Annotated in this window: 24 protein-coding genes; 20 read left to right on the forward strand and 4 right to left on the reverse strand. The window is 63.8% G+C overall.

Features of this window, described 5'->3' with window-relative positions; all coding sequences use genetic code 11:
- The first annotated feature begins 3 nt into the window (after positions 1-3).
- The 20 genes from JSS27_03925 (at position 4) to JSS27_04020 (ending at position 17594) form a co-directional block, all read left to right on the forward strand.
- A complete protein-coding gene (locus JSS27_03925; protein MBS0208082.1) occupies positions 4-972 on the forward strand; it encodes a hypothetical protein in 969 nt (322 codons plus the stop codon).
- Between the two features lie 37 nt (positions 973-1009).
- The gene (locus JSS27_03930) at positions 1010-1663 is read left to right on the forward strand and encodes a hypothetical protein (protein ID MBS0208083.1); all 654 of its coding nucleotides are present in this window, start codon (positions 1010-1012) and stop codon (positions 1661-1663) included.
- Between the two features lie 14 nt (positions 1664-1677).
- Positions 1678-3039 carry a FliI/YscN family ATPase gene (locus tag JSS27_03935; GenBank protein ID MBS0208084.1) on the forward strand — a complete coding sequence of 454 codons (1362 nt, stop codon included), beginning with the start codon at positions 1678-1680 and terminating at the stop codon, positions 3037-3039.
- A gap of 80 nt (positions 3040-3119) precedes the next feature.
- The gene (fliJ, locus tag JSS27_03940; GenBank protein MBS0208085.1) at positions 3120-3566 is read left to right on the forward strand and encodes a flagellar export protein FliJ; all 447 of its coding nucleotides are present in this window, start codon (positions 3120-3122) and stop codon (positions 3564-3566) included.
- Positions 3566-4255: a hypothetical protein gene (locus tag JSS27_03945; protein MBS0208086.1), complete on the forward strand. Its 690-nt coding sequence runs from the start codon at positions 3566-3568 to the stop codon at positions 4253-4255. Before fliJ ends, JSS27_03945 begins: the two co-directional genes overlap by 1 nt.
- Before the next feature lie 26 nt (positions 4256-4281).
- Complete coding sequence (locus tag JSS27_03950) at positions 4282-5853, forward strand: flagellar hook-length control protein FliK (protein MBS0208087.1); 1572 nt, start codon at positions 4282-4284, stop codon at positions 5851-5853.
- 72 nt (positions 5854-5925) lie between these two features.
- Positions 5926-6465, forward strand: coding sequence for a hypothetical protein (locus JSS27_03955; protein ID MBS0208088.1), 540 nt, complete (start codon positions 5926-5928; stop codon positions 6463-6465).
- A 93-nt stretch (positions 6466-6558) separates the two neighbouring features.
- Entirely contained in the window at positions 6559-9006 is a 2448-nt protein-coding gene (locus JSS27_03960; protein ID MBS0208089.1) for a flagellar hook-basal body complex protein, read from the forward strand.
- Positions 9007-9266: 260 nt separating this feature from the next.
- Positions 9267-9533: a flagellar FlbD family protein gene (locus tag JSS27_03965; protein ID MBS0208090.1), complete on the forward strand. Its 267-nt coding sequence runs from the start codon at positions 9267-9269 to the stop codon at positions 9531-9533.
- Between the two features lie 21 nt (positions 9534-9554).
- A complete protein-coding gene (locus JSS27_03970; protein MBS0208091.1) occupies positions 9555-10328 on the forward strand; it encodes a motility protein A in 774 nt (257 codons plus the stop codon).
- 5 nt (positions 10329-10333) lie between these two features.
- Positions 10334-11080 (forward strand): OmpA family protein, encoded by a 747-nt coding sequence (locus JSS27_03975; protein MBS0208092.1) that lies wholly within the window; start codon positions 10334-10336, stop codon positions 11078-11080.
- 72 nt (positions 11081-11152) lie between these two features.
- A complete protein-coding gene (locus JSS27_03980) occupies positions 11153-11710 on the forward strand; it encodes a hypothetical protein (protein ID MBS0208093.1) in 558 nt (185 codons plus the stop codon).
- 101 nt (positions 11711-11811) lie between these two features.
- Positions 11812-12399 (forward strand): flagellar motor switch protein FliN, encoded by a 588-nt coding sequence (fliN, locus tag JSS27_03985; protein ID MBS0208094.1) that lies wholly within the window; start codon positions 11812-11814, stop codon positions 12397-12399.
- Between the two features lie 31 nt (positions 12400-12430).
- The gene (locus JSS27_03990; GenBank protein ID MBS0208095.1) at positions 12431-13261 is read left to right on the forward strand and encodes a flagellar biosynthetic protein FliO; all 831 of its coding nucleotides are present in this window, start codon (positions 12431-12433) and stop codon (positions 13259-13261) included.
- Positions 13254-14117: a flagellar type III secretion system pore protein FliP gene (gene fliP / locus JSS27_03995; protein MBS0208096.1), complete on the forward strand. Its 864-nt coding sequence runs from the start codon at positions 13254-13256 to the stop codon at positions 14115-14117. Before JSS27_03990 ends, fliP begins: the two co-directional genes overlap by 8 nt.
- 149 nt (positions 14118-14266) lie before the next feature.
- Positions 14267-14536 (forward strand): flagellar type III secretion system protein FliQ, encoded by a 270-nt coding sequence (gene fliQ / locus JSS27_04000; protein ID MBS0208097.1) that lies wholly within the window; start codon positions 14267-14269, stop codon positions 14534-14536.
- Between the two features lie 190 nt (positions 14537-14726).
- Entirely contained in the window at positions 14727-15509 is a 783-nt protein-coding gene (locus JSS27_04005; protein MBS0208098.1) for a flagellar biosynthetic protein FliR, read from the forward strand.
- 192 nt (positions 15510-15701) lie between these two features.
- Positions 15702-16784 (forward strand): flagellar biosynthesis protein FlhB, encoded by a 1083-nt coding sequence (gene flhB / locus JSS27_04010; protein ID MBS0208099.1) that lies wholly within the window; start codon positions 15702-15704, stop codon positions 16782-16784.
- A gap of 223 nt (positions 16785-17007) precedes the next feature.
- Complete coding sequence (locus JSS27_04015) at positions 17008-17241, forward strand: DUF433 domain-containing protein (GenBank protein ID MBS0208100.1); 234 nt, start codon at positions 17008-17010, stop codon at positions 17239-17241.
- Complete coding sequence (locus tag JSS27_04020) at positions 17241-17594, forward strand: DUF5615 family PIN-like protein (protein MBS0208101.1); 354 nt, start codon at positions 17241-17243, stop codon at positions 17592-17594. Before JSS27_04015 ends, JSS27_04020 begins: the two co-directional genes overlap by 1 nt.
- Before the next feature lie 376 nt (positions 17595-17970).
- On the opposite strand, the gene JSS27_04025 is transcribed toward JSS27_04020, so the two are convergent.
- From JSS27_04025 to JSS27_04040, 4 genes are all read right to left on the reverse strand, one after another.
- Positions 17971-19194, reverse strand: coding sequence for a tetratricopeptide repeat protein (locus tag JSS27_04025; GenBank protein ID MBS0208102.1), 1224 nt, complete (start codon positions 19192-19194; stop codon positions 17971-17973).
- Between the two features lie 61 nt (positions 19195-19255).
- Positions 19256-23227, reverse strand: coding sequence for a hypothetical protein (locus tag JSS27_04030; protein MBS0208103.1), 3972 nt, complete (start codon positions 23225-23227; stop codon positions 19256-19258).
- Between the two features lie 164 nt (positions 23228-23391).
- A complete protein-coding gene (locus JSS27_04035; protein ID MBS0208104.1) occupies positions 23392-24615 on the reverse strand; it encodes a sulfatase-like hydrolase/transferase in 1224 nt (407 codons plus the stop codon).
- Positions 24616-24618: 3 nt separating this feature from the next.
- Entirely contained in the window at positions 24619-26211 is a 1593-nt protein-coding gene (locus JSS27_04040) for an aldehyde dehydrogenase (NADP(+)) (protein ID MBS0208105.1), read from the reverse strand.
- Between the last annotated feature and the right edge of the window lie 145 nt (positions 26212-26356).

Consider the following 26356-nt stretch of genomic DNA (forward strand, 5'->3'; position numbering starts at 1 on the left):
CGCATGACACCTCATACTCAACCATCGCTGCGCAAGGCCGCCATTCTGTTGGCATCGTTGGATGCCGAAACGGCTGACCGTCTGTTGGCTCAAATGCCCGCCGAGCAAGCCGACTTGCTGCGCCGCTTGCGCGAACAACTCGACGAGGTCGAGTCAGGCGAACAGTCGGTGGTAATCAACGAGTTCCTGCGCGTGAAGCCCGCCGCTGGTGCGCCGGTCGCAGGCATCGACGTAATCCAAATCTCCGCGCCGAAGCCAGCCCCGAACCCAGCCCAGCCTTTCAAGTTTCTGCGCGAAGCGCGCGGGGCTCGCTTGTCGACTGTCTTGCATCAGGAACATCCCCAGACCATCGCCCTGGTCGTGTCGCATCTGCCCGAGGATCAGGCGTCGGACCTGCTCGGCTCGTTGTCGGCCACGACGCAGATCGATGTGATTCGCCGGCTGGCCGTGCTGGACCAGACCGATCCCGAAATCCTGCGCGAAGTCGAACGTGGCCTGAAGTCGCGCGTAACCGACCTGATTCACGACGAACACTGTCGCGCTGCCGGCTTGACCGCGGTGGCCAGCATCCTGCGCGCTGCCGAGCCGCGCGTGCGGCGGGCGATTCTCGCCAACCTGGCGGCGCAAGACCGAACGCTGGCCAACAAGCTGGGCCGGCGCGAAGTGCTGTTCTCGGACCTGGATCACCTCGACGACGACGCGCTGCGGCTGGTGATGACACAGAGCAATCCCGAAGTGCTGCGGCTGGCGATTGCCGGCTCGTCGCCTCAGTTGATCGGTCGGATCGTTAAGCTCCTGCCGCCGCGCGAGGGGAAAGCGCTTCGCAAGGCGCTCGACCGCTGGGATCCCACACGACTGTCCGACGTCGAGGAGGCCCAGCGCCAAGTCGCCGCCGTGACGGAACAGTTGCTGGCCGAAGGACAAATCGACCTGCCGGGACCGACCGGGCGCGTGCTGGCCCTGGCCGCTTAAGACACCTTGCAAACGACGACACGACGAAGAAACAGACATGGCCACTGTCATTAAAGCCGCGGAACGCTCGGGCACCCACGCCGGCGAAGCCTTTAATCTGGACGACGTCCGGGTCCAGGCCGACGTCTACCTGGGTCGCGTCCGCGAACAGGCAGTGCAGATGCTCGTCGAGGCTCAGAAGCAAGCCGAAGCCATCAAGCAAGCCGCGGCGGCCGAGGCCCGGCGTCACGCGCTGCAGCAACTCGACTCGGAATTGAACCAGAAGATCGCAGCTCAGATGCAAACAGTGCTGCCGGCGCTTGAAGCGGCGGTGAAACAAATTGGCGACGCGCGACCCGGCTGGCTGGCCCACTGGGAACGCCGCGCGGTCCACCTGGCTGCGGCGATCGCCGGCCGGGTGTTGCGGCGTCGCTTGCCGGACATGCCCGAGGTGACGCTGGACCTGGTGCGCGAAGCGCTCGAACTGGCCGCCGGAGCGAGTCAGGTGCGCGTGGTACTGAACCCTGACGACTACGAAGTGTTGCGCAGCCAGGTCGAGCGACTGACCGCCGAGATCGCCAAGCTGGGCACCGCCGAAATCGTCTCCGACGCCAACGTCGCACGGGGCGGCTGTCGCGTCGACACGTTGCACGGCTCGCTCGATCAAGGGATCGACGCGCAACTGGCCCGCATCGAGGAAGAACTCACCTAAGCCTGACCAAACAGATGATCGAACTTGCCGACCAACTCGACGCGGTGATGCCGACGGCCCTCGAAGGGAGCGTCGTGCGCATTGCCGGCATGACCGCCGCCGTGGCTGACTTTCCGGCCCCGGTCGGCGCCGTGGTCGAGATTGCGCGACAAAGCGGCGGCCCGCTCGAAGCCGAGGTAATCGGTTTTGACCAAGACATGACGCTCGTCTATCCCTTCGCCGAGTTGCACGGCGTACGGTACGGTAACCGTGTCCGATTGAAGCGGACCAAGGGTTGGCTGCGCGTCGGCGACGAGTTGCTGGGGCGCGTGATCGATGCGCGGGGCAACTGCTTGGATCGGTTGCCGCCGCCGGCCTTGCCGTCGCGAACGCTTCTTGAACGGCGTCCCCCCAATCCCGTCGATCGACCGCGGATTCAAGAGCCGCTGAGCACCGGGGTGCGCGCCATCGACGGGTTGCTGACCTGCGGGCGCGGGCAACGGATGGGAATCTTCGCCGGCTCGGGCGTGGGCAAGAGCGTCACGCTGGGCATGATGGCCCGCTACACGTCGGCCGACATCAATGTAATCGCCTTGATCGGCGAACGTGGCCGTGAAGTCAACGAATTCATCGAACGCGATCTCGGCCCCGAGGGACTGGCCCGCAGCGTGGTCGTCGTCTCGACCAGCGACGAGCCGGCGCTGTTGCGAGTGCGGGCCGCGTTGGCCGCCACCGCGGTGGCCGAGTACTTCCGCGATCAAGGGCGCGACGTGCTGCTGATCATGGACTCGCTGACGCGGTTCGCCTTGGCCCAGCGCGAAATCGGACTGGCCGCTGGCGAACCTCCCACCACGCGTGGGTACCCGCCGTCGGTGTTCGCCATGTTGCCCCGGCTGGTCGAACGGGCCGGCCGCACGCCGACCGGGAGCATTACCGCCTTTTACTCGGTGCTGGTCGAAGCCGACGACGCCAACGAGCCCATCGCCGACACGGTACGCGGCTTGCTCGACGGGCACACCTGGTTGTCGCGCCGACTGGCGTCGAAGAACCACTGGCCCGCGATCGACGTGCTGGAAAGCCTGAGCCGGTTGATGACCGAAGTGGCCTCGCCCGAGCATCGCGAGGCTGCCGGCGTGTTGCGCGAGCTGATGGCCGCCTATCGCGACCAGGAAGACCTGATCAACATCGGCGCCTATCGCCGCGGCAGCAGCCGGTCGGTCGACCTGGCGATTGACATGCAGGAAGAAATTAACGCCTTTTTGCGGCAGGAAATCGCCGACGCGTCGAGTGTCGAGAAAGCCAGCGCGGCTTTGCTCGAGTTCCGCCGGCACTGTTTGCAACGAGCCCAGCAGATGCAAGCCAACCGCGCCGGGATGGCGACGCCGAATACGCAGTAAACAAGGTGCGGACGCGCGGGCCGATGGCCCCGCGGCGAAGCAAGACGAAACAAGACCGACACGATTAAGAGTCAGCACACGTGAAGCGATACCGATTCCGCCTCGATCCGCTGTTGCACTTGCGCGAGTCCCTGCGCGATCAGCGGCGAGCGCAATTGGCCGACGCGCTGCGCGTGGATGTCTCGCTGAACGAACAAAAGGAAAGGCTGCTCGCCGACCAGCAGCGCGCACGCCACGGCTATACGGCCCACGTCGGCGCGGTGAATGTCGACCGGCTGCTCGAAGCCCAGCGGTTTGCCACGGTGCTCGAGGTGGAACGGCTGGCCCTGGAACAACAACTCGCCAAACTCAAGGTCGAAATCGAAAAGCGCCGGCTGGCGCTGGTCGACGCCGACCAGCAAGTGCGAACCTTGGAAAAACTTCGCGACACGCAGGCCGAACGCTGGCGATTGACCGGCGAACGGCTGGCGCAGCGCGAGCTGGATGAAATCGCGATTCAACGTCATGCGAGGCAGGAGGCGCTATGATGGGACGCGCGCTGGGCTTGCTCGGCGTGCTCACGGCGTGTTTGTGCATCGGAACGGTCCTGGCCGAGTTCGCGCTGGGCGCATGGTTGTGGAGTCGTGGGGATCTCACCACGCCACGCATCGACGCGCTGCGCGCCGTGCTCACGGGCCTGGACGTGGAATCGCTGCGCGCCGCGGCAGCCGAGCGCGATCGTATTCGGGGTTCACAACCTTCGATGGGTGATCTGGCGCGCGCGCGCGCCGACAAGTTTCGCGACGTCGAGTTCCGTGAACAGTCGCTCACGCAGGCTCTCGACCAATTAAGGAGTGAACAACTCAAACTCGCGGCGGAGACTGACCGATATAAACGTGTGAAACTCGATCTCGAAACTGAACTCGCCACGTTGCGCGAGTCGACGATCGATCGGAACGAGGAGAGCGCTCGCCAGATCATCGAAACGATTAAGCCCGCCCAGGCCAAGGATCAGCTGATGCGCATGATCAAGGCCAACGAGATGCAGGCCACGGTCGATCTGATCTCCGCCATGCCCACGACGCGACAAGCGAAAGTGCTCGGCGAGTTCAAGACCGACGAAGAACGGCAACGGCTGGCTGAAATCCTGAAGCTGATCCGCGAGGGCAAACCTGAGTTGGATGCGATTGACGGCGCCACCCGCAAGCTGGGAGGCAGCTCGACGCGCAGCCCTTAAACCACCCGAGCCCAACGAGACACGCCGTGGCGCCGCTGAACATCGATTCCATTCTCGCCTCGGCCAATTCGACCGACACGTCGTCAACGGTCGGCGCCCAGGCGGGCGGCGCAGCCGACGCCAAGCGGGGCGGCAAAGGCGATTCGCTCTTCAGCGCGCAACTGGTCCAGGCGGTGCAACAACAGCCACCGCGCGGCGCGGACAAGGCGTCGAGTTCCTCCCGCGGCAAAGCTGGCAAGGCCGATGGACCCTCGCGGGGCGACAAGGACTCGCGGCATGGGGACTCGGCCGACTCTTCGGCGACCGGCGCCCAGACCGCCGCGGCGGCGGCCGCCAACAATACCGCGCCCACCTCGAATGGCGATACGACCGCGGCCGCCAGCGCGCTGGTGGCCGCCCTCGACACCAAGAACACGGACACCAGCAACTCGGGCGATGCGTCAACGACCGACGGCGGCAAGGACGCCAAGGGTGGCAAGAGTGATGCCGCGGCGCGTGCGTTGACCGGCGCGCTGGCCAAAGCGACGACCCTCTCGGCCACAACGAGCAAGGCCACGCCGAGCGATGCGGCCTCGACCGTGGCCGGCACGTCTGATGCGGGTGATAAAGCCAAGCAAGCCGACACCAGTGACGCAGGCGCCGCGACCAAGGCGCGCGCCGAGCAGGCGATCGTCGCAGGCGCCGCTCATCACGGCGAGCAACACGACCAGCGACACACGGCGACCGTGACATCAACTAATGGCGAGCAACAGCCTCAGGACGCGGCCCCGACAGCGACGGGCGGCGCGGTTAGCGTCGCGCCAACGAACGAGCCGAAGCCGACGAGCGCCACCGTTGATGCCAAGACCGGAGCCGACCACCAAGCCAACGCCAATCAGCCCGCGTCTGTCGCCACACCGAACACGGCCCCGGCTGTCACGGCCAACATCGGCGTCAGCGCGGTCGTCGCGACGGTGGCAACCATCGACGCACCGAAAGCCGGCGCCAAGGCACACGCCAAGAAGGACAACGACGAACCGGCCGCGGCAACGCTCGACTCGTTGAGCGGCGCGCTGGGCTTGAATGGCACGACTGCCGCTCAACGGCTGATCACACCCAACTCATCGGCCTCTGGCGAAGCCAGCGGCGCTGAAACCACCACGACGGTCGACCGCTCGCGGTTCGTGCAGCGCGTGGCTGGCGCGTTTCGCGCGGCCGAGCAGAGCGGCGGCCCGGTCAAGCTACGGCTCAGCCCGCCGGAACTCGGGGCGTTGAACCTGGAAATCCAGGTTCAACAGGGACAGATTCACGCCCACATTGAAGTCGAAACGCCACAGGCACAGTCGTTGCTGTTGGACAATATCGCGGCGTTGCGCGACCGGCTGGAACAGCAAGACATCAAAGTAGCCCAATTCGACGTTGGGCTGATGGGAAACAACAACAATAACAACGGCGGCAATACGCCAACCCCTGACCGCTCGTGGCAGCAATCGGGGGACGGCGCTCCGCGCAACACCTTTGTGGCGCCGACCACGAGCGTCGGTGACGTGGCAGCCCCAACGGCAGGCCCCGCCACAACCCCCTTGAACTTTACCAGCGGCGTCAACGTGCTCGTCTAGCGGGCCGCGCCGAAAGGATATCCCAAAAAACAGTTTCCAAAACGAGACGGGCAGGCACCAGGAACACTAATCATGGCGACAACTAGCGGAATCGGCTCCAGCACTTCGACCACTTCGACATCCGACAACAGCGCCGCCTCCCAAGTGGCGTCGTTCAGCAACCTGAACGCCAACGACTTCATCAAGATGATGATCACCGAACTGCAGAACCAGGATCCCACCAACCCGATGGACAGCTCGCAGATTCTGTCCGAGTTGTCGCAGATCGGCAGCATTACCTCGTCCCAGCAGTTGCAGTCGACGTTGAGCAGCATCGGCACCGGGCAGAACCTGGCGGCGGCTAGCGCGCTGATTGGCAAGGGGATCCAGGGCCTCGACACCAATGGCAACTCGGCTTCTGGCATCGTCGGGGGAGTGATCGTCAACAACGGCACGCCGCAACTGATCGTCGGCAGCCAGGGCCAGGCCGTCACCTTGAACAACGTGCAACAAGTCATCGACGCACCGGCCAGCACCGGCACTGACGGCTCGTCGACCGGCGCCACCGGCTCGACCACCGACACCAGTGGGTCAACCACGGGCTCAACCACGGGTTCCACCACCGGATCGTAAACCAAGTCGTTCAGCGCTCGGCCGCGCGAAGCGTAGCGACCGAGTTTAACTTCCCCTTAAAAACAAGCTCCACGTTCATCCGAGGATTCCGTCATGGGTCTCTCATCCGTCTTCAGCACCGCGATCTCGGGCTTGCAAGCCAGCGAAACCGTGATCGACGTCTCGGGCAACAACATCGCGAACGCGAACACCGCGGGGTTCAAGGCCTCGAACGTGCAGTTCGCCACCCAGTTCTTGCAGACATTGAGCATCGGCTCGGCGCCGTCGGGCAATCTGGGGGGCACCAACCCTCAGCAGATCGGCCTGGGGGCTTTGGTGTCGTCGATTTCGCCCGACTTCTCCCAAGGCACGTTGCAGATCAGCTCGAACCCTTCGGACCTGGCGATTCAGGGGGACGGATTCTTCACGGTCCAGACCCAGAACGGCCAGCAGCTTTACACGCGCAACGGCGCTTTCAAGCTGAATGGCAATAACCAGCTGGTTACCGCCAACGGCGACAAGGTGCTCGGCTTTGGCGTCGACAGCGGCTTTAACATCCAATCGACCAACCTGGTCCCAATTTCGATTCCCTTGGGCAGCGCGGCCGTGGCCAAGGCCACGCAAAACGTCTCGCTGCAAGGAACATTGTCGCCGTCGGGCGCGGTGGCCACGACCGCCGCGATTACCCAGACGGGCGCCCTGGGCGACTCGTCATTCGCTTCGCCCAACACCAGCGGCACCACGGCCGCCATCGCCCCCACGCCCGATATCGTCGGGCCGGGCACGACGGCCACCGCCGCCAGCAGCGGCTCGGGGGGCATGACCGCCTCGAGCACCTACAGCTATGAAGTAGTGTTCGTCGACGCGGCGGGCAAGGAGAGCATGCCGTCGGCGGCCTTCAGCGCGACGCTGGGCGGCAGCGATGACTCGGCCTCGCTCGCGAACATACCGACAGACAGCACGGGCAAATATGTCGCGCGGCGCATTTATCGCACCGACGCCAACGGCACGACGTATAAGTTGCTGACCACGATCAACGACAACACCACGACCAACTTCACCGACAGCACCGCCGATGGCTCGCTGGGGGCCAGCCTGAACACGACCACGCTGACGGGCAACTACAGTTATTATGTCACCTTCGCCACGGCCACCGGCGGCCCTGGCCACGGTTTTGAAAGCGCCCCATCGTCACTGGTCGGGCCGTTGAACGTGATCAACGGTCGCGTCGTGCTGTCGAACCTGCCGACCGATTCGAGCGGCCAATACACCGTTCGACGCATTTATCGCTGCTCGGCCACTGACCCGAACTCCTTCACCTTTGTGACTGAAATCCCCAACAACACGGCCGGCGTCAGCTACACCGACAACAACAGCGACGCTTCGATCGCCAGCAATGCCGCGCTCGACATGACCGGTCCGCGAGCCACGACGAACACCCTGCTGATCAACCTGATGCAGAACTCGACCACTGGGTTGCACCACGTCTTTAGTTCAGGTGGCACCTTGACGTTGTCCGCGACCAAGGGCGGTCGCACGCTGACCACCAAGTCGTTGACCGTCACCAACAACACGACGGTGCTCGATCTGGTCACGTTCATGCAGCAGGCCACCGGCATTCAAACCGGCAGCGGGTCTGACCCGGCCAATCCGATCCCAACCGATGGCGGCTCGGGGCTGGCGGCCGGCGGCTATGTGACGGCCAATGGGCAATTGGAATTGGTCAGCAACAACGGCACCGACAACGCCGTGGCGATCGGCGAATCGTCGCTGCAATTCACGCCCAGCGGCGGCACGATCGCCCAGTCGATCAATCTGAACTTCAATCAGACACAAGCGGCCACCGGCAGCGGCGCCGTCGCCGACTTCCTGGTTTACGACTCGCTGGGCATCCCGCTCAACGTCCGCGTGACCATGGAGCTGCAATCGCAGAACGGCTCGCAGTCGACCTTCCGCTGGTTCGCCGACGCGGCGCAGAACGACCCGGCCTCGGGGGCCGGCATCTCGGCTGGTACGGGTTTGGTGACGTTCGACGGTAATGGCAAACTGCTCTCGACATCGAACAGCACCTTGTCGATCCAGCGCGCTCACGTGCCATCGAACAAACCGTTGAGTATCGATCTGGACTTCAGCCAGGTCTCGGGGCTCGCCGCCACGACGAACTCGCTGGCCGCCGGCTCGCAAGACGGGTTCGCCCCGGGCAAGCTGACCAGCTACACGATCGGCACCGACGGCATCATCACCGGCTCGTTTGACAACGGCACCCAGCGCGATCTGGGCCAGATTCGCCTGGCCCGCTTTGCCAACCCCTCGGGGTTGTCGGCCCAGGGACAAAACCTGTTCGCCGCCGGCGTGAACTCGGGGTTGGCCGTGCTCGGCAATCCCGGGTCCGACGGCATCGGCACCATCAGCTCGGGGGCTATCGAACTGTCGAACACCGACTTGAGCAAGAGCCTGATCTCGCTGATCTCGGCGTCGGAACAATATCAAGGCAACGCTCGCGTCATTCAGACCGCCCAGCAGTTGCTGACCACGCTGATCAATATTAACGGCACGGTCTAAACGACCGCCGTGGACGATTGACGTCTGGGACACAGACCGCGGCGATCGGCGGGGGGCCGATTCTGTGGTCTGTGTCGTTTATAGCGTCACTTCCCGCCCAAGTCTCCCCTTCCGGCGGTGGCACGCCACCGATCAGCCGCTCTCGGCGCGCTCTCTTGCGCCACGCCCGGTTTGGCGTCCTATGTTTGCTTGCGACATGGTTACCGCGGCGTGGGGCCGTTGGGGACGGTGTTCGCGCACGCCGAAGGTGTACCTGGGCCATGATCAAGCTGACTCAATTAGGGGGCGACGCGTTCATCTTGAACGCCGAGCTGATCCGCTACGTCGAATCACGTCCCGACACGTTCGTGACGTTGACCACGGGCGAGCGGCTGATCGTGCGCGAATCGATGGATGAAGTGATGCGGCGGGCGATCGAGTATCAGCGCGCCAAGCACCTGATTCCAACGCCCCATTACCCCGCCGTATGCACCGCGCCGGCCGGCGCCGTCGCCGACCGTCCGCGCTCAACCGCAACTATCCGCTAACCCACGATCGTTTGAAGCACCATGGATATCGCCACGATTTTCGGCTTGTTGCTCGCGACGGCGGCCATCGTCTACTCGGTGTTGGCCGGCGGCGGCACGTTTGGCGCGTTTGTCGACTATCCGTCGATCGCGTGCGTGGGGGGTGGCGCCGTGGCCGTGGTGTTCATCTGCTTCCCACTGAAAACGGTGCTGTCGATCATCAAGGTCACCAAGATCGTCTTCTTGAACAAGCCGCCCAATCTGCCCGAACTGATCGAGACCATCGTCGGGCTGGCCGAAGTGGCGCGGCGCGACGGGCTGTTGGCCTTGGAAAGCAAGATCGCCGAGATCAAGAACCCGTTCATCGTGCTGGGCATTCAGATGGCCGTCGACGGGACGCAACCCGAGGTCATCGAGGACATCCTCCGCACCGAGATCGACGCCATTGCCATGCGGCACCGCGACGGCAAGGCCGTCATGGACCAGGCCGGCCGCTTTGCGCCGGCGTTTGGCATGATCGGCACGCTGCTGGGGCTGGTGATGATGTTGGGCAACATGGACGACCCGGCGGCCATCGGCCCGGGTATGGCCGTGGCGTTGCTCACCACGCTGTACGGCGCGATGATTTCGAACATGTTCACGATTCCCTTCTCCGAGAAGCTGAACTTCCTCAACAAGCAAGAACTGCACGCCTTGGAGGTTTCGCTCAAGGGGATCATGGGGATCCAATCGGGTGACAACCCGCGCGTCATCGAACAAAAACTCAACAGCTTCTTGCACCCGAAACAGCGCAAGGGCTCGAACCAGGCTGCCTAGTTACCATGGCCGTTGAAGAAGATCCACCAGCCGCAGTGCCAGAATGGGTTGTGAGCTTCGGCGACATGATGTCGCTGCTGCTGACGTTCTTCATCATGCTGGTCTCGATGAGCGAAATCCGCAAAGACGACGACAAGTTTCAGGCGTTCCTGGTGTCGCTGAAGCAGAAGTTCGGCGACGACATCGAGAAGCTGATGCTGGGGATCGGGACCGGCCAGCCGCCGTCGACTAAGCCCGTGAAGATCACCACCAAAAAATTCGCCAAGTGGGACAATTCGACCGAACTGGGGGGCAAGCAGAAAGGAGCGCCGGGCAACGAGTCCCGTGTGCGCAACATCAGGCCCGGGCCGCAAATCGCGGTCGGTGGTCCGGTGTCCTTTGCCGAACAGAGCGCCGAATTGTCGCCCGAGGAGCTGGCGCATTTGCGCCGCATCTCGGAAGAGCTCGCCGGCAAGCCTCAGCGCATCGAGATTCGCGGCCACACGTCGCGCAACCCGATCTCGCTCGAGTCGCCGTTTCGCGATCACTGGGATCTGGCCTATGCGCGCTGCCGGCAGGTGATGCAACAACTAACCGGCTTGGGCATCGAGCCGGCGCGGCTGCGAATCAGCGTGGCCGCGCTCAACGAACCGGTCGAACGAGTCGGCGACGCCCTGTCGGCGCGCGAGAACTCGCGCGTCGAACTGTACCTGTTGGGCGAAGTGCCTAATGTGACCGAACCCGCTGGCACAAGCGCCGGCAGCAAACCCTGATCGCCGCCAGGACGAAACACAAGCCCCACGGCACGCATCGGTTGAACAGCACAAGTTAAGGATCCATTTGCCATGGCCGCCGAAAAAGCCAAGCCCACCGACGCCAAACCCGCCACCGCCGAAGCCGCTCCGGCCAAGCCCATGAAGCGTTGGCTGAAGATCGGCGGCATCGTGCTAGCGGTGACAGCAGCCGAGATCGTGGCCGCGTACATGTACTGGCCGCGCGCCGAGGCCGCTAGCGTTTCGACCAAGGTCGAGGTTCCCAAGCTCCCCGAGGCCGAGCCCGAGGTCGAGGAACAGAGCGACCAGTTGCGCGAAGTCGACCTGGGCGAATATCGGATCACCGCTTACCAGCCCTTGTCCAACACCACGCTGCGCATCGACTTCCATCTGTACGGCATGGTGCTAGCAGGCAAGGACGAGCTTGCGATGGGGGACATTTACAAGTCGCGTTCCAACCGGCTGCGCGACCAGGTTTATGTCGTGGTCCGCGGCTGTGATTTGAATGATTTCACCGACGCGGGGTTGGGCTTGCTCAAACGTCGGATATTGGAGACAACTAACAAGACTTTGGGCCAAAACCTCGTCCGTTCCGTGATTTTCAGCGAGTTCTCGTTCATCGAGCAATAGCCTCGACCAGCGCGACCCATCGCTGCGATCACCGCGCCACGGCTGGCCAGGGAACGACAGGTTCGACAAACCGCGCACCCCTCGCCTAGGAATGGATTCCGATGGCCGACGACTCTGGATCGCCGCGTCAAGAAGACATCGATCAACTGCTCAAGCAGTCCGACGCCGCACCGGCCAAGACCGGCGCGGTCGATCAAAGCGAGATCGACGCCCTGCTCAAGCAAGCGCCCTCGCCTGCGGCGCGCGCCCCGCTGCCCGGAGCCGCATTGGCGGCGGCCAGCAGCGGCGACGCCACGATCGCCCCCCAGGACATGGAGCTGTTGATTCGCCAGGCCGAAGCGGCCCTGGCGTCGATCGATCAGCCGCTGGCCGCTGGCCCCGAAGTGAAACGCTTCCGCTTCGACGAGTTCACCGGCGCGCCGCCATCGGCCGAGGCCGCCACGCTGGAACTGCTGCGCGACGTCGAACTCGACCTGAAGATCGAACTTGGCCGCACGCAGATGTACCTCGAAGACATTCTCAAGCTGCGCCGCGGCTCGGTCGTGCCGCTGGAAAAGCTGGCCGGCGACCCCGTCGACATTTACGTCAACGGACGCTTGATCGCGCGCGGCGAAGTGCTGGTGCTGAACGATAACTTTTGCGTTCGCGTGGCGGAACTCGTGGCCAGCGAAGTCGCGGCCGCCGGCTGAAACGGATTGCTTGCCCATGGCGCTCAGTCGCATGCTTCTGCTGGTTGGCTTGTTCGCGCTGGCGGCTTCGGCCGCGGCCCAGCAGCCCGACCTGCGCAACGCCCCGCGCGAGCCGCAACGTCTCCCCGCGAATACCACTGGGACGCCGTTGCCACCGACGCAAGTCACCATTCCCACGCCGCCGGGCGCCTCGCCGTCTTACGCGCCCAGCGCCGGCCAGCAACCGGTTCAATATGCCGGCGGACAGAATACGCCCCCGGCGGATCAGGGCGTGGCACAAGCGATCCACACTACGCCGGCCGAGCCCTTGCGCGCGCCGCCGGCCAAACAATCCAAGCCTTTGCCCCTGGCCCGACGTGGACAGACCACGCCCCGCGCGGCGGACGAAGAAGCCGCGACTCGCGCCAGCGGTGCGCCTTCGCTGACCACGGTCGGCGCGAGCATGGCCATCGTCTTGGGTCTGTTCTTCATTTCGGCTTGGGTGCTGCGGCGCAGCATGCCGGCCGGCGCACCGGCTTTGCCGCGCGAGGTCGTCGAAGTGCTCGGCCGCACCCCCCTGTCGGGTCGCCAACATGCCCATCTGTTGCGGTTGGGAAACAAGCTGGTGCTGGTTTCGCTGAGCGTCGGCGGGGCCGAAACGATCGCCGAAGTCACCGACCCGGTCGAGGTCGATCGTCTGGCCGGCCTGTGCAAGTCGACTCAATCGAACAGTTCGAGCGACGCCTTCCGCCGCGTCTTTCAACAGTTCGCCGGACAGCGCTCGATCCGCGGCTTTCTGGGCCCCGCGACCAGCTCGCCCGCGCCGCTTGCGACCAAGCCGATAGGCGTCGAAGCGATGGGCGAGGAGGACGGCGATGTCTGACGCCAAAAAACAATTGACGCCCATCGAGCAGTGGCGGCGTTGGCGCGGCCGACGCGCCAGCCGCGTTTTGCCCTGGCTGGCCTTGGTCATCACGCTGGCCGGCTATTGGTCGACTGCAACCGCCCAGCAACCGGCGAACATGCCGGCGCGCATCGAGATGCCCACGTCGCTGGCCGGCGGGCCCGAGGCCTGGACCAGCCCCGGCGGCTTGACCGCGACGTTGCAAGTGATGTTGCTGTTGACGGTGATTAGCCTGGCGCCGGCCTTGTTGATGATGACCACCTGCTTTGTGCGGATCATCACGGTGCTCGGACTGCTGAAACAGGCGCTCGGCACCCAGCAGTTACCACCGAGCCAGGTGATCACTTCGATCGCCCTGTTCGTCACCCTGTGGATCATGACGCCGGTTTGGAAGGAAGCGTACGACGAAGGCATCCGCCCCTACACCAATCGGCAGATCACGCTCGATCAGGCCTGGGAACGGGGCATCGCTCCGGTGCGCCGCTTCATGGGTCTGCAGATCGACCGCTGTGGCAACTCGGACGACGTGTGGTTGTTCCTGGAGTATCTGCCCGATCAGCCCACGCCGCAAAGCTATGACGACGTGCCGATCCAGGCCTTGCTGCCGGCCTTCATGCTCAGCGAGCTGAAGACGGCGTTCCTGATCGGCTTTCAGATTTACTTGCCGTTCCTGGTGCTCGACATGGTGGTGTCGAGCGTGCTGATCGCGATGGGCATGCTGATGCTCCCGCCGGTGCTGGTGTCGCTGCCGTTCAAGCTGCTCTTGTTCGTGCTGGTCGACGGCTGGCATCTGGTGATCGGCATGCTGATGGAAAGTGTCCAGCCGTTTACGTAGCGATGGTCAGTTGTCCGTGGTCAGTGGTCAGTTGAAAAGACATGACCTGCGGCCCGAACTCGGCACCACGATTGAAACAAAGTGCAACTGACAACGGACTACTGACAACTGACCTTTCACAAGCAACCCGCAACCAGCAACTTCCCCCCATGCAACCCCAAGACGCCATCGATCTCGCGCGGAACGCCATCTGGATCTCGCTGATCGTCAGCGCGCCGGTCCTGGTCGTCGGTGTGCTGATGGGGCTGCTGATGGGTTTGCTGCAAGCGTTGACCCAGGTGCAAGAACAAACCGTGGCGTTCGTCCCCAAGCTGATCGCCATGGCCGCGGTCTTTGCCATCACGTTGCCTTGGGTGCTCGAACACCTGATCGAATACGTCCAATCGTCGTACAGCCAATTGCCCGGCATGGGGTACTGAGACGTTGCGTCCGCAACCCTTCTCCCCCGGGGAGAAGGTGGTGAGCGCAGCGAACCGGATGAGGGTCCACGACGCCTCGCGAAGCAATCATGACCCTCATCCGGCCTATCGGCCACCTTCTCCCGGTGGGAGAAGGATCGCTGGCCAACGAACCGGCGGCACTTGAATTGACGACCCTGCGAAGCATCTCATGGAATGGCTCACCACGATCTTTGGCCAGTTGCACCTGGTGGCCACCTTCATGCTGGTCCTCTCGCGCACCAGCGGACTGGTCCTCTCGGCCCCGGTGTTCAGCGGCGTGGAAGTGCCCATGCAAGTCCGGGCGCTCTTGTCACTGACGTTGGCCGTCTTGTCGACGCCGCTGCAATTGCCTCTGACGCCGCTGGCCGATATGTCGGCGCTCGACTACTTTCTGCTCGTGGCCAGTGAACTGCTCGTCGGCCTGATGCTGGGCCTGGGCGTTTCGATCCTGCTGGCCGGCTTTCAACTGTCGGGTTACATGATCGGTCAACTTGGCGGCATGTCGCTGGCCGAAGTCTTGAACCCTACGCTCGACACCAACGTGCCGCTGGTGGCCCAGATTCTGCACATGCTCGCCCTGGCGATCTTCGTGCTGATTGGCGGCCACCGGATGTTGCTGGTCGGGCTGCTCGAAACCTTCGACGTCATTCCCCCCGGCTCGGCCGCGCTGTCGCCGTCGCTGACGACCTTTCTGTCCGACCTGATGGCCCAGAGCTTTTCGCTGGGCATTCGCACCGCCGCTCCGTCGGCCGCGGCCTTGCTGCTGGCCACGTTCGCCCTGGGGTTGTTGAGCCGGACGTTGCCGCAACTGAATCTGATGTCGCTCGGCTTTGGCGTGAATGCGCTGGCCACGCTGGGGACGTTGTGGGTTTCGTTCGGCGCCGTGGCATATCTGCTCGACGAACATCTCGAGCCGACGGTCCAAGTCGTGCTCGAATCACTGGTCGGGTGACGGGGGCCACACCATGAGACATCCACGCGCGCTCGCCATCACGCTCAAGATCTGTCAGTGGTCAGTTGTCCGTTGTCAGTTGTCAGTTGTGGGAAGACAGATACGACGCACATCAATCACCAAGTGCGAAGCGGAGTGCAACTGACTACTGACCCCCCTCGCAACTAGCAACTAGCAACCAGCAACTTCTCCATGGCCGACAACGATTCGGACAAAACGCAGGAAGCCACTCCCTATCGCCGCGAACAGGCGCGCGAACAGGGCCAGGTGGCGCGCAGCGCCGATCTGACCAGTGCGCTTGTCCTGCTGGGCGCGGTCGGCGTCTTGTCCTGGCTCGGCATGTCGCTGGTCACCTACTTTGGCGGCTTTGCCGGCGACTCGCTCGGCGGCCAGGCCTGGCTGTCGATGGACACCTCGACCGCCTGCGCCATCAACAACGACTTGTTGCAACGCCTGGCGCTGGTCATCCTGCCGATCCTCGGCCTGGTCATGCTCTGGGACGTGACAGTCACCATGCTTCAGGTGGGCATCATGTTCCTGCCCCAGAAGCTCGCCCCCGACATCTCGCGCATCGATCCGCTGGCCGGCTTCGGCCGGGTCTTTTCGCTGCAATCGGCCGTGCGCTTGTTGATGGGGCTGATCAAGATCGCCGTCGTGGCCGCCGTTGCCTATGTTTGCATCTCGAACGAGCAGGATCGCATCCTGTCCCTGGCGGACCTCACGCCGTCGCAGATCGGCGCGTACATCCTCGAATCACTCTCCACGCTCGGGTTCAAGCTCGGCCTGGCGTTGTTCGTGATTGCGGTCCTCGACTATGGCTTTCAGTGGTGGAAACAGGAGCAAGACCTGCGGATGACTTCGCAAGAGGTGCGTGAAGAACTCAAGAACCTGCAAGGCGATCCCCAGATCGCCGCTCGCCGCAAGCAGGTCCAGCGCGAGCTGGTCAAGCAACGCCTGAAGGCCGTGATTCCCAAAGCCGACGTGGTGATCACCAACCCGACCGAGTTGGCCGTGGCCCTCGAATACCAGCCCGACAAGATGAACGCCCCGGTCGTCCTGGCCAAAGGGGCGGGCGAGTTGGCCCAGCAGATTCGCCGCCTGGCACTGGAACACGGCGTGACGATTGTCGAGCGCAAGCCGCTGGCACAATTGCTCTACAAGGAAGTCGACGTCGGCCGCCCGATCCCCAATCAGGCCTTCGCCGCCGTGGCCGAGATTCTGGCCTACGTCTACCAGCTCAAGAACAAGAAGCTACCCGAGGGGATGAAGCGCTAGCGATTAGCTATTAGCGGCTAGCGATTAGACAGCAGCGGCAGGGTGGCGGGGTCAGAGCGCAGCGATGGCCCCGAACCGTAACCACGGGGCCATCGCTGCGCTCTGACCCCGCCACCCAACGTCCTAGTTTCAAACTGACCCACCACCCTAGCGAGCGGAAAGTTGCTGGTTGCTAGTTCGGCATGCTAAAATGGATGTGGCTCTGGCAAAAAAGGTCACTCCCATGAGTTGGCAAGAACGCATCACCGTGAACCCAAACGTCTGTCACGGCAAAGCCTGCATTCGCGGCACCCGAGTCATGGTGTCGGTGGTGCTCGACAATTTGGCGGCTGGCGAATCGGTAGACGAGATCATGCGCGGCTATCATCTGGAACGCGCAGATGTCCAGGCCGCCGTTCAATACGCGGCCGAACTGGCTCGTGAAACCGTGATCCCCTTCACGCCGGGTGCGGCTTGATGCGGTTCAAGATCGACGAGAACCTGCACGACGAAATCGGCGATTTACTCTCGAGCCACGGCCACGACGCACATACGGTTCATACCGAAGGCCTGTGCGGTTCGGATGACGTGACCCTGGCTCAACATTGCCGCGACGAAGGCCGGGCTCTCGTGACTCTTGATTTGGACTTCGCCGACATTCGCAACTTTCCGCCCGCGGATCATGCTGGCTTGATCGTGCTGCGTGTGGCCAATCAGAGTCGCTCACACATCTTGAGCGTCGTGCGACGGATTCTCGACTTGTTGCCACGCGAGCCAATAACTGGCCGGCTGTGGATCGTCTCGGAAGCCGACGTTCGCATTCGCGAATAGCGCGCACAGGCCACGCTTCGGCCTGCGGGGAGAAAAGGGGTAGAAAAGGTGTCAGGAACCGAAATCAGATTCGGTTCCTGACACCTTTTCTACGGCCGAGAACCTGCACGACGAAATCGGCGATTTAGTGCGATTTTCCATTCTTGGTGAGAGGCCCATCCAGACCGTCATTCCCGCGCAGGCGGGAATCTAGTGGTTGCGGTTACCCTCTAGATTCCCGCCTGCGCGGGAATGACGGAATCAGAGTTCAAAACGTCGCTCTAGTCTAGCCGCCACAACCGCTAATCGCCGGGTGCCATGCTCAAGCCACAGCTTGAGCATGCGAAGCAGACACCCGGCACGCTCTCGGCCGAAAGGGTTCCCGGCACCTCTTCTCTCACCGTCGAGTGACGGTGATTCCGTAGAGGAACCCCTTTCTCCACCCGTATTCGAAAAATGCTTTGCACTTGTCAGGGAAGCTCAGCGTCCAATCCATCTCGAATGCCTTCTCAGGGATGGATGTATCATTAAACTTGATGTCGAATAATTGTCGATCCGGCTTCTGAACGTCTCTTGTTTGGGCCGTTGCTTCCAGTTTTCGCTTCTCACTTTCGCCAATATTTACGGCTGTCTTGCCGCCTTCATCGAGAAGAACCTTGGGGGCATACAGCCAGCCGTTTTGGTTGAGTAGCCAAAACTCGATCACATACTGATTCTTCGGCGGCGAACCGGTTGACGACTTGTCCGTTTTTTCTCGGTACGGCTTGTCCAGCTTGTATAGTTCGAGAAGTAATCGGGCCGTTTCCTTAGTCGTCTCTTGAGTTGCAAGTTCGATGGCCTTTTCTTGCCACTTGATCGCTTCCTCGAATTTTTCGGTTTCGGCGTAAGCAGCGGCCAGGGCAGACACATTCGAGTGAGATTTCCATTGACTTAGTTCGCAGGCTTTGGTGGCGTACTCGACGGCTTTCTTCCCATTGCGAAAACATTGCTCAGGGCAAGTGGACCAAATCCAAGCCAGCGAGTTGTAGGCATACGGAGATTCAGGATCGAGCCGTTGGGCTTCGCTGTAATCGGCAATTGCCTCTGCATATTTGTGCTTGGACCTCCACACATTCGCCCGACTGCCAAATGCCCAAGCATCAGCAGGGGCAAGCCGTAAGCATTTGTTGAAATCCGCGATGGCATTATCGAGATCGCCTTTGCCTTTCCAGGCATAGCCTCGACTTCGATAGGTTGAACTGTTATTTGCATCAAGCAGCACTGCGTCATTGAAGTCAGCGATGGCTTCGTCATATTTCCCCAAACGCAGCCTTATTTCACCTCGATATTGGTAGGCCCTCGCAAGCTGGGATTTGAGCCGACTTTCATCGAGGATGCCGACCTCGACTTTGCGATTGTCGGTCTTGAACGGTGATCCAGGTGCCAGTTCAGAGAACACGTTCGGCCTTATCGAACTGAGACGAATCGCTTCCCGGTAGTTGGCAATGGCGTCGTCATAGTCACCATTGACGTAGGATTCGTCGCCCTGTTTGGCCACTGAGATCGCATTCTTTGGTTCGTCACCGAGGCACATCGACGTGTAGAGGATGAAGACCGAAAGGGTCCCGATGACACGTGTCATGGCAATGATTCCTTGAATGCAAGACGGGGCGGTCGGAATGCTAGCCGCTAATAGCCAATCGCTACCTGAGAAAATCCGGAATCGCGCGGCGGAAGCGGTCCATCAGGCCCGCGCGGCGTTCGGCCTCGGGCTTGGTTTCACCCGCCGGGCCCAATTCGGCCGGCGACTTGGCCAACGGCACATCGACCGCCGGCACATGCGCGACGAGGAACCGCGGCCAATAGCCCTCTAACAGCCGCAAGCAATCCCGATAGTTGCCGCTGTTCTTTTTGTATTCGATCAGGGCCAGCTCTTTCGACAGCTCCAGCCGTTCGTCCTCGCTGAAGTCCAGATCGAACAACTGCACGTCATCGATCCAAATCTCGCCGGCTCCTAATAGCTCGAATCGCACGCGTACCCGGTGCGGCCCGTCGGTCGGCAACTCGTGAATCGGCAACACGAACTGCCCCCACGACGTCGGCAACGGCTGCACGGCCGGCGGCGCGCCGACCACGGCATTGCGCACCTGCGTCGTACCGTCCAGCACTTCGACCCCCAGCCGCAATGTCGGCTGCGTGTTGGCCGGCGCTCGCAGCCAGACCCCCAGAGACAATCGCCCGGTCGCCGGCATCAACAACGGCACGCTGTTCAACTCGGCCCCGGCCGCGCCGGCCGAGATGTGCAACGACTGCTTCCCGTCGTGTGCTTCGGTGGCGTCAAGTTCCCAGCGGGCGCCAGCCTGCGGCTTCAATTCCCAGCCAGCCACCGGCCCTTCGCGGCGAGTGGCTTGCTCGAAGTCGGCGTTCGCCAAGCCCGCGATCGGCGCGGCGCTCTTAAGCGCCGCGGCCCGGGCCCACAGATCGCGAATCCGCGCTTCGAGCGACTCGGCCAATTGCGGCGGGACGTTCACCGTCGGCTTGCTGATTCGCACGTCTCCGTCAAAGACGGTCCCCACCAGATCGTACGGGTTCAGGTCCAGGTTGCAGACCCGCTGCGCGCCCTCGCCTTGCAAGGTGACGCCACGCCGCTGTGATCCCAGCGGCTGCATTCGGAAGCTGCCGGACCCGTTCACGATCAGCGCTGCCGATACCTTCCAGGGCGAATCATTCACCGCGTACATATAGGTGCGGCCGTTCTTCTGCAACGTGCGAATCGCCAACGGCTGGGTCGACTCGCCGATCGGCTGGAACACACCCGCGGGCAGTTGGCGGAAAATGTTCATCAACTCGACGGTCGCTTGTTCTTGCCCCAGCGGCAACATCCAGCCCCCATCGAACCAGGACTGGCTGTCCTGGGCGGCCAGGGCGTGAATGAACCGCCGCCGGCCATAGTCGCCCGAGGGGCTGGCCACCGTCACCAGCCGCGTGTACGTCTTGCGGAACGGGCTCTTGGCGTCGAACGACGGCAGCGGCAATTCATTTCGTTCGTGATAGAACAGCGTCCCGGCGTGACGCCCCCCTTGCAGGCTCCGCTCGAACTGCTCGGCCAGGTTCAATTCCAGGTTCGGCCCCTGGCTGGTCAGATCGTCGAGCGGCGCGACGCGCATGCTTCGCAATAGCGCCACGCTCTCGGACTGGGCCAGTGTGTCGCCGTCGATGCCGGCTTGCAGCAGCAAATCATCCGGCTTCACATCCACGGTCAAGCTCGGCCGTAGTTGCGATTGCAGCTCGGGTCGCGCGAACAACTCGGCCGTCACCAGGTGGAGCTTGGCGTTGGGATGAACCGCGCGCATCTCGGCGCTCATCCGTTCGTAGAACTGCGCGAGCTGCTTGGCTCGCCACGCCAGCCAGACACTGCGATATCTGCCGGCCAGCAGTTCGGCCCGGCGCGGCAAGGCGTCGGGGCCCGCGGCCCCCAAGTCGACGCGCGTTTCGCGTTCAAAGCGGGCCAGCGTGTCCTCATCGTAGCCCCACTCGGCGCCGGGAAACTGGGCGAAACCATCCGCAGAGAGTTGCAGCGCGATGCCCGCGAACGAGTGGTGGTCGCGGCCACGCTCGGCCAGTTCGCGGACCACGTTGAGCATCGCTTCCTGCACGCGCGAGTCCAACGGATTGTAGTAGGGCGCCAGCTCGCGGCGCGGCGTGTTCCGCGCCCGCCAGGGCTGGCCATCGGCCCCGATCAGGTCGATGCCCGCCACCGCCCCGCCCCCTTGGCGGCGCAGCGTCTCAAGCTCGGGCAGCGGCGCTGAAAACTGCAAGCCGGCGATGAACAGCAATTCTTCCCGATCGAACAACCGGAGCAGCAGTTCCAGCACATCCTTGCGCGCCGGGTCGTGCCCGCCGATCAACAGCACGCCGTCGTCATAGCGCGGCGTCGGTTGCAACAGTTGGCTGGGATACAGGCTGCTGCCGTCGGCATAGACGCTGACCATCGCGCCGCCATAGCCGACGTAGCGCAGATACTCGGTCAAGCGCTGCCCGCTGTGCCAGAAGCTCGACCAGTCATCCAGCGTGCGACCGCTAGGGGAACTCGACGTATCGGTCGTGCCGCCGGCCGAGAAGTTCTCGGGCAACAAGGGGCGATCGAAGTAAGCCGCGATCAGCCGTTCGGCCTTGGGCGCGCCGGCTTCCTGGGTGGCTGGTAAATGAACGTCGGGCAAGGGATCGGTCGCGCGATTCAACGGATTCGAGATCGTCGCCAAGGCCGCCGCCGACCGGCTGTTCCCCTTGGGACCGAGCAAGCGAATCTTGCCATAGGTGGCGCGCGTCTGCGCGCCACGATTCACGATCAACGCCAGCGGCGCTTCGGTTCGGGGCCAGAACACCAGCCGATGCTTCAACATGGCGGGCTTGTCACCCGCCGCCTCGGCCGGCAAGTAAACGCCCGAGTCGAGGCCGATGGGCAACACCGCGCCGGCGGCGTTGGGTTCGACAATGCTGATGTCGAGCGACTGCGGCGCGTCGGACGGGTATTCCACCTCGAGCACGTGCGGCTGACCGGGGCGTTGCACCGCCAGCGGGTAGGCTTCCCAGCGCGGGTCGCTGCCGGCCTGGGTCGCATCGAGCTGCACCAGCGCGCCGAGCGAGTGCTGCTTGATCGCGACCTCGCCGTTCCCCAGCGGGCCGCGCCGCCAGGTCCAGCTGTTGACATACGGCAGATTGCCGGGCAACTGAGCCACGCGGTTCCACCAGCCGGGATGGGCCGGATCGATTTCGACCAGCACGTCCCACGCCGGCAAGCTGGTGCCCATGGGAATCCGGTTCGGGCCGACGACGACAAATTGCCAGTGCCGTTCGTCCATCGCGCCGCGCATGGTCAAGCGATCGGTCAGGTTGCGTCTCGTCGCGTTCAACACGACCTCGTACGCCCCTTCGCCGGCGGGCACGACAAACTCGAACGGCTGCGCCGCGATCGGCTCGGCCCCGACGGTGAACTCGCGCTCGTCGTTCCAGAACACGCGACCCGTGCCGACAGCCGCCAGCCGCGCTTGCAGGCGTACGCGGGTGCCCGCGGCCACCTGCGGCATATTAGGCTGGACTTGCCAGGCGACGGTATCGTCCGGCGCGTAGACGAGCGATTGCCGATCGAGCGTGACACGCAGCTTGTCGCCGGGCGCGCGGCGGACGACGACTCGGCTCCCTTGGCCGTCGAGCACGCTGCTGTGGAACTCTTCGACGATTTGTTCCAGCGGCACAACGATCGGCGCTGCCCGTGGCGAGCGATCCCCCGCGGCGCGTTGATCGGCCGGTCGCAGTTCGATGACCAGCTTGGCTTCAAGCGGCGCGACGATCTGCACGTCGACACCGTCGTAGCGGCGGCGACTGGGCGTGGCGACGATCACTCGACCGTCGTCCTCGAAGATTGAACCTGGCTCGTCCGCTTCGAGTCCCAGCGCGGCCGGCGCGAACACTTGCCCTTCGGTCACCGAAATCGTGCCGGCCCAGCGCCGTTCCTGAGTGCCACCCCACTCGATGCGCAGCCGCAACGATGTTTCAGCAGCGGCCAGCGGCGCCACGAACGTCAGCAACCAGAGCGCGCAACAACCGACGCGGATCAAGCCCACTGGCTTGCGCGAGAAATCAATGGCGCGATGCGGACGTCCTTGTCCGGTCATCGATCGGCTGCCAACGGTTCACGAGGTGAAAAGCGAGCGTCGACCATCCTTGTCGCGCCCGGCTCGGGGGGAATCGAGCGGCGGATTATAACTCTGGTCGGCGGCGTGACCTACAGCGATCGGCCGAGATCGTTTTCAACGTGTGCTAGCTGTCGCGCCGCCGCTCATCGCCAAAGGGATGTGAGCAACGGCGACAGCGATGCCAGCGGTTCGCTGCTGGCGGCGTGCGATCGAGCGTCGCGGTACGCCTGTTCCAGCTCTTCGACCACTTGCGGCAAGCGAACCGCCACGTCGGTTTGCTCCCAGAAATCATCGGGCTTTGCGTACAAAAGCGCCTCGCCGCTGTCGGCCATATCCCCTGGCACGACGCGACTTCCGCGATGGCGCAGATACCAGGCCGCAGTTCGGATTCCCCATTCGCCCGTCGGCGACGCGACAACTGCCCGATCGCGCAGGCTCGCCGCGCTGCCTCGCGCCAGTGCTAGCACGTCGTTCGCCCCCTCGGTGTTCTGTGTCAGGCTTGCTAGCAGCGCCGTCGGTAAATCGGCCGGCTGCACGAGCGCCTGGGATCGTTCGCCACGAGCCAGACCGTCGGGCCAGTGAATCAGCCACGGCACGTGGACCGTCTCGCCGCAGACGGCTTCGTCCCAACAGCCAAAGCGATGATGCTCGCCCAGCGCGAGGCCGCGTACGCCGACCACGGCCAGCAGGGTGTTCTCGGCCAGGCCGAGCGCCGCCAGCCCGTCGCGCAAGTTGTCCAGGCACGCATCGAGCGTCAGCACCTGGGCGGCGTAGGCGCGCACCACGTTCCACAGTCGCTCCTCGTCCTCGCCGGGGGCGAGCGCTTCGTGCGGCGGCGCGAGCAAGCGCGGCGTCGGTGCGTCTTCTTCGTCGGAGTAACGATCGCACAGCGCGTCGGGCGCATCCCAGACCGCGCCGAGCGCACCGGTGTGCAGCCACAACGCAAACGGCTGCTCGCGCGCCTCGGCCAGCCAGTCGAGCGCCGCGGCCGTCACGCCCGAGAGGTGCGTCTGTTCGACGTCCTCGGCCCGCTCAGTGGCGGGAACCACCGGCAGTTCGATTGACTCAACCGCGTCACCGGCCAGCAACTTGGCGACTTGTTGATCGTCGCTCAACATCGCGGTGCGATGCCCGGCCGCAGCCAGCGCTGACAAGAGGTGCCCGCCCGTCGGCGCGTCCTTCGTCGCGCGCAGTTGCCACCAGCCGCGGTACAACTCGGCCAGATCGGTTGAATGGACGATCACCTGGTCGAGCGCGAACGACTCGGCCGCCAATCGATCGAACGCCGGCGTCTCGATCCACGTGTTGCCAAAGCAGCCGAGATAGCCGGCGTGCAACCGGTCGACCGCCACGACCAGAAGATTCACGCCCTAGGCTCCTGCCGCGCCGACGTCGGCTTGCGTCCAACGACCGTCGATCAATCGCCACATGCGACCGTTCGGGTTCTTGTCCTGCAGCGCCGCCGGCAACCGTGCCGGACGAACGTGGTCGTAACAATGGAGCGCGCCGAACCGACGTAAGGCGGCCGGAATGCCCACCGCCGTAAAGCCGGGGTGACCGGTGGCCGGAAACGGGCCGCCGTGGTTCATCGCGGCGCTCACCGCCACGCCGGTCGGCATCTGATCGTTGAGCAATCGCCCCACGCGCCAACGCAAGTGCGGCGTAAGCTGGTCGTACAACGCGTCGTCCGACCCGCGAGTGTCGCTGTAGACGCAGCCGGTCAGGCTCCCTTCCAACGCATCGAAAATCTTGGCCAACTCGGCGGCATCGCGCGCCACGACCAACAGCGACGCGTTGCCGAACGCTTCGGTCTGGAACTCGTGCGGCTTTTGCAGGAATTGCGCGCCAGTCGCGCGCAACAGCGTGTTCTGGTAGCGATAGCCGGGGCCGTCGACCGGCTTGGCGCCCACCAGGACTTCGGCGCCGGCACCGCGCAAAGTGTCGACCCCCTGCCCCAGACTGCGCAGCACGCCCGACGACAGCAACACCGCAGGCTGGGCCTTTTGAAAGCGCTCGGTTATCGCGGCAATGAACCGATCGGTCTCGGCACCGGCCAGCAGCAGCACGAGCCCAGGATTGGTGCAGAACTGCCCGGTTCCCATCAAGCAACTGGTGGTGAATTCATCGGCCAGCTTGTCAGCCCGCTCGGACAATGCACCCGGCAGCACCACCACGGGGTTGACGCTCGACAGTTCCAAGTAGATCGGCAGCCCGGCTGCGTCGGCGGCGACCTTTAGCTTCAGGCCGGCGCTACGCGATCCGGTGTAGGCGATCGCGCCCAAGCGCGGGTCGGCGGCCAAGCGCTCGCCGTCGGCATGGCTGGTCCGATAAATCAGTTGCACGGTCGCGGCCGGCAGGCCGGTGTCGACGACGGCCTGGTGTGCCAGTCGGGCAAGCAGTTGCGTCGTGCGCGGGTGCGAGGTGTTGGCCTTGGCGATCACTGGATTGCCGGCGGCAATGGCCGCGGCGAAATCTCCCCCCGACGCGCCATTGAACGCGAACGGAAAGTTGTTCGGGCCAAACACGCACACCGGCCCCAGCGGCGCCAGGCACGAGCGAATGCCGGCCTTGGTGTCGATGGTCGGCAGGGACCACGACCCTTCGCGGGCCGCTTCGGCCGCCTGGCGCAATTGCCCGGTGGTACGCGGCAGTTCGGCATCGGCCAAGCGCGGCTTGACCGGCAAGCCAGTTTCGGCGTGGGCCGAGGCGACCAGATCGGCCGCCGCTCCCTCGATCAACTCGGCCATGCGCAAGAGGAATTGCGCGATGCGTTCCGGCGTGATCGTGCGCAGTTGCACGGCGGCCTCGGCGGCGGCCGCCAGCGCGCCGTCGCAATCGGCCCAACTGCTCACCGGAAACTCGGGCGGCAGCCGTTCGCCGCTCGTGGGGTTATCGGCCTGGAACGAGCCGCTGGCCTGGTCCGAACGCCATTGGCCGGCAATCAAGACAGGTTCAAGTGACATGCGCGATGATCCTGGCAACAAGCGTCGAAACGCCGAGAAACGGGCGGTTTGACCTCAATGTACCCGGCCCGCCGACACGCCGAAAGGAGCCGGCTTGGGGGCCGGTGGACGGGGCGCGACGCGCCGACTAGGATGCCATTTGGGG

The sequence above is a fragment of the Planctomycetota bacterium genome, from assembly GCA_018242585.1.
In the GTDB taxonomy this organism is placed as follows: Bacteria; Planctomycetota; Planctomycetia; order Pirellulales; family PNKZ01; genus JAFEBQ01.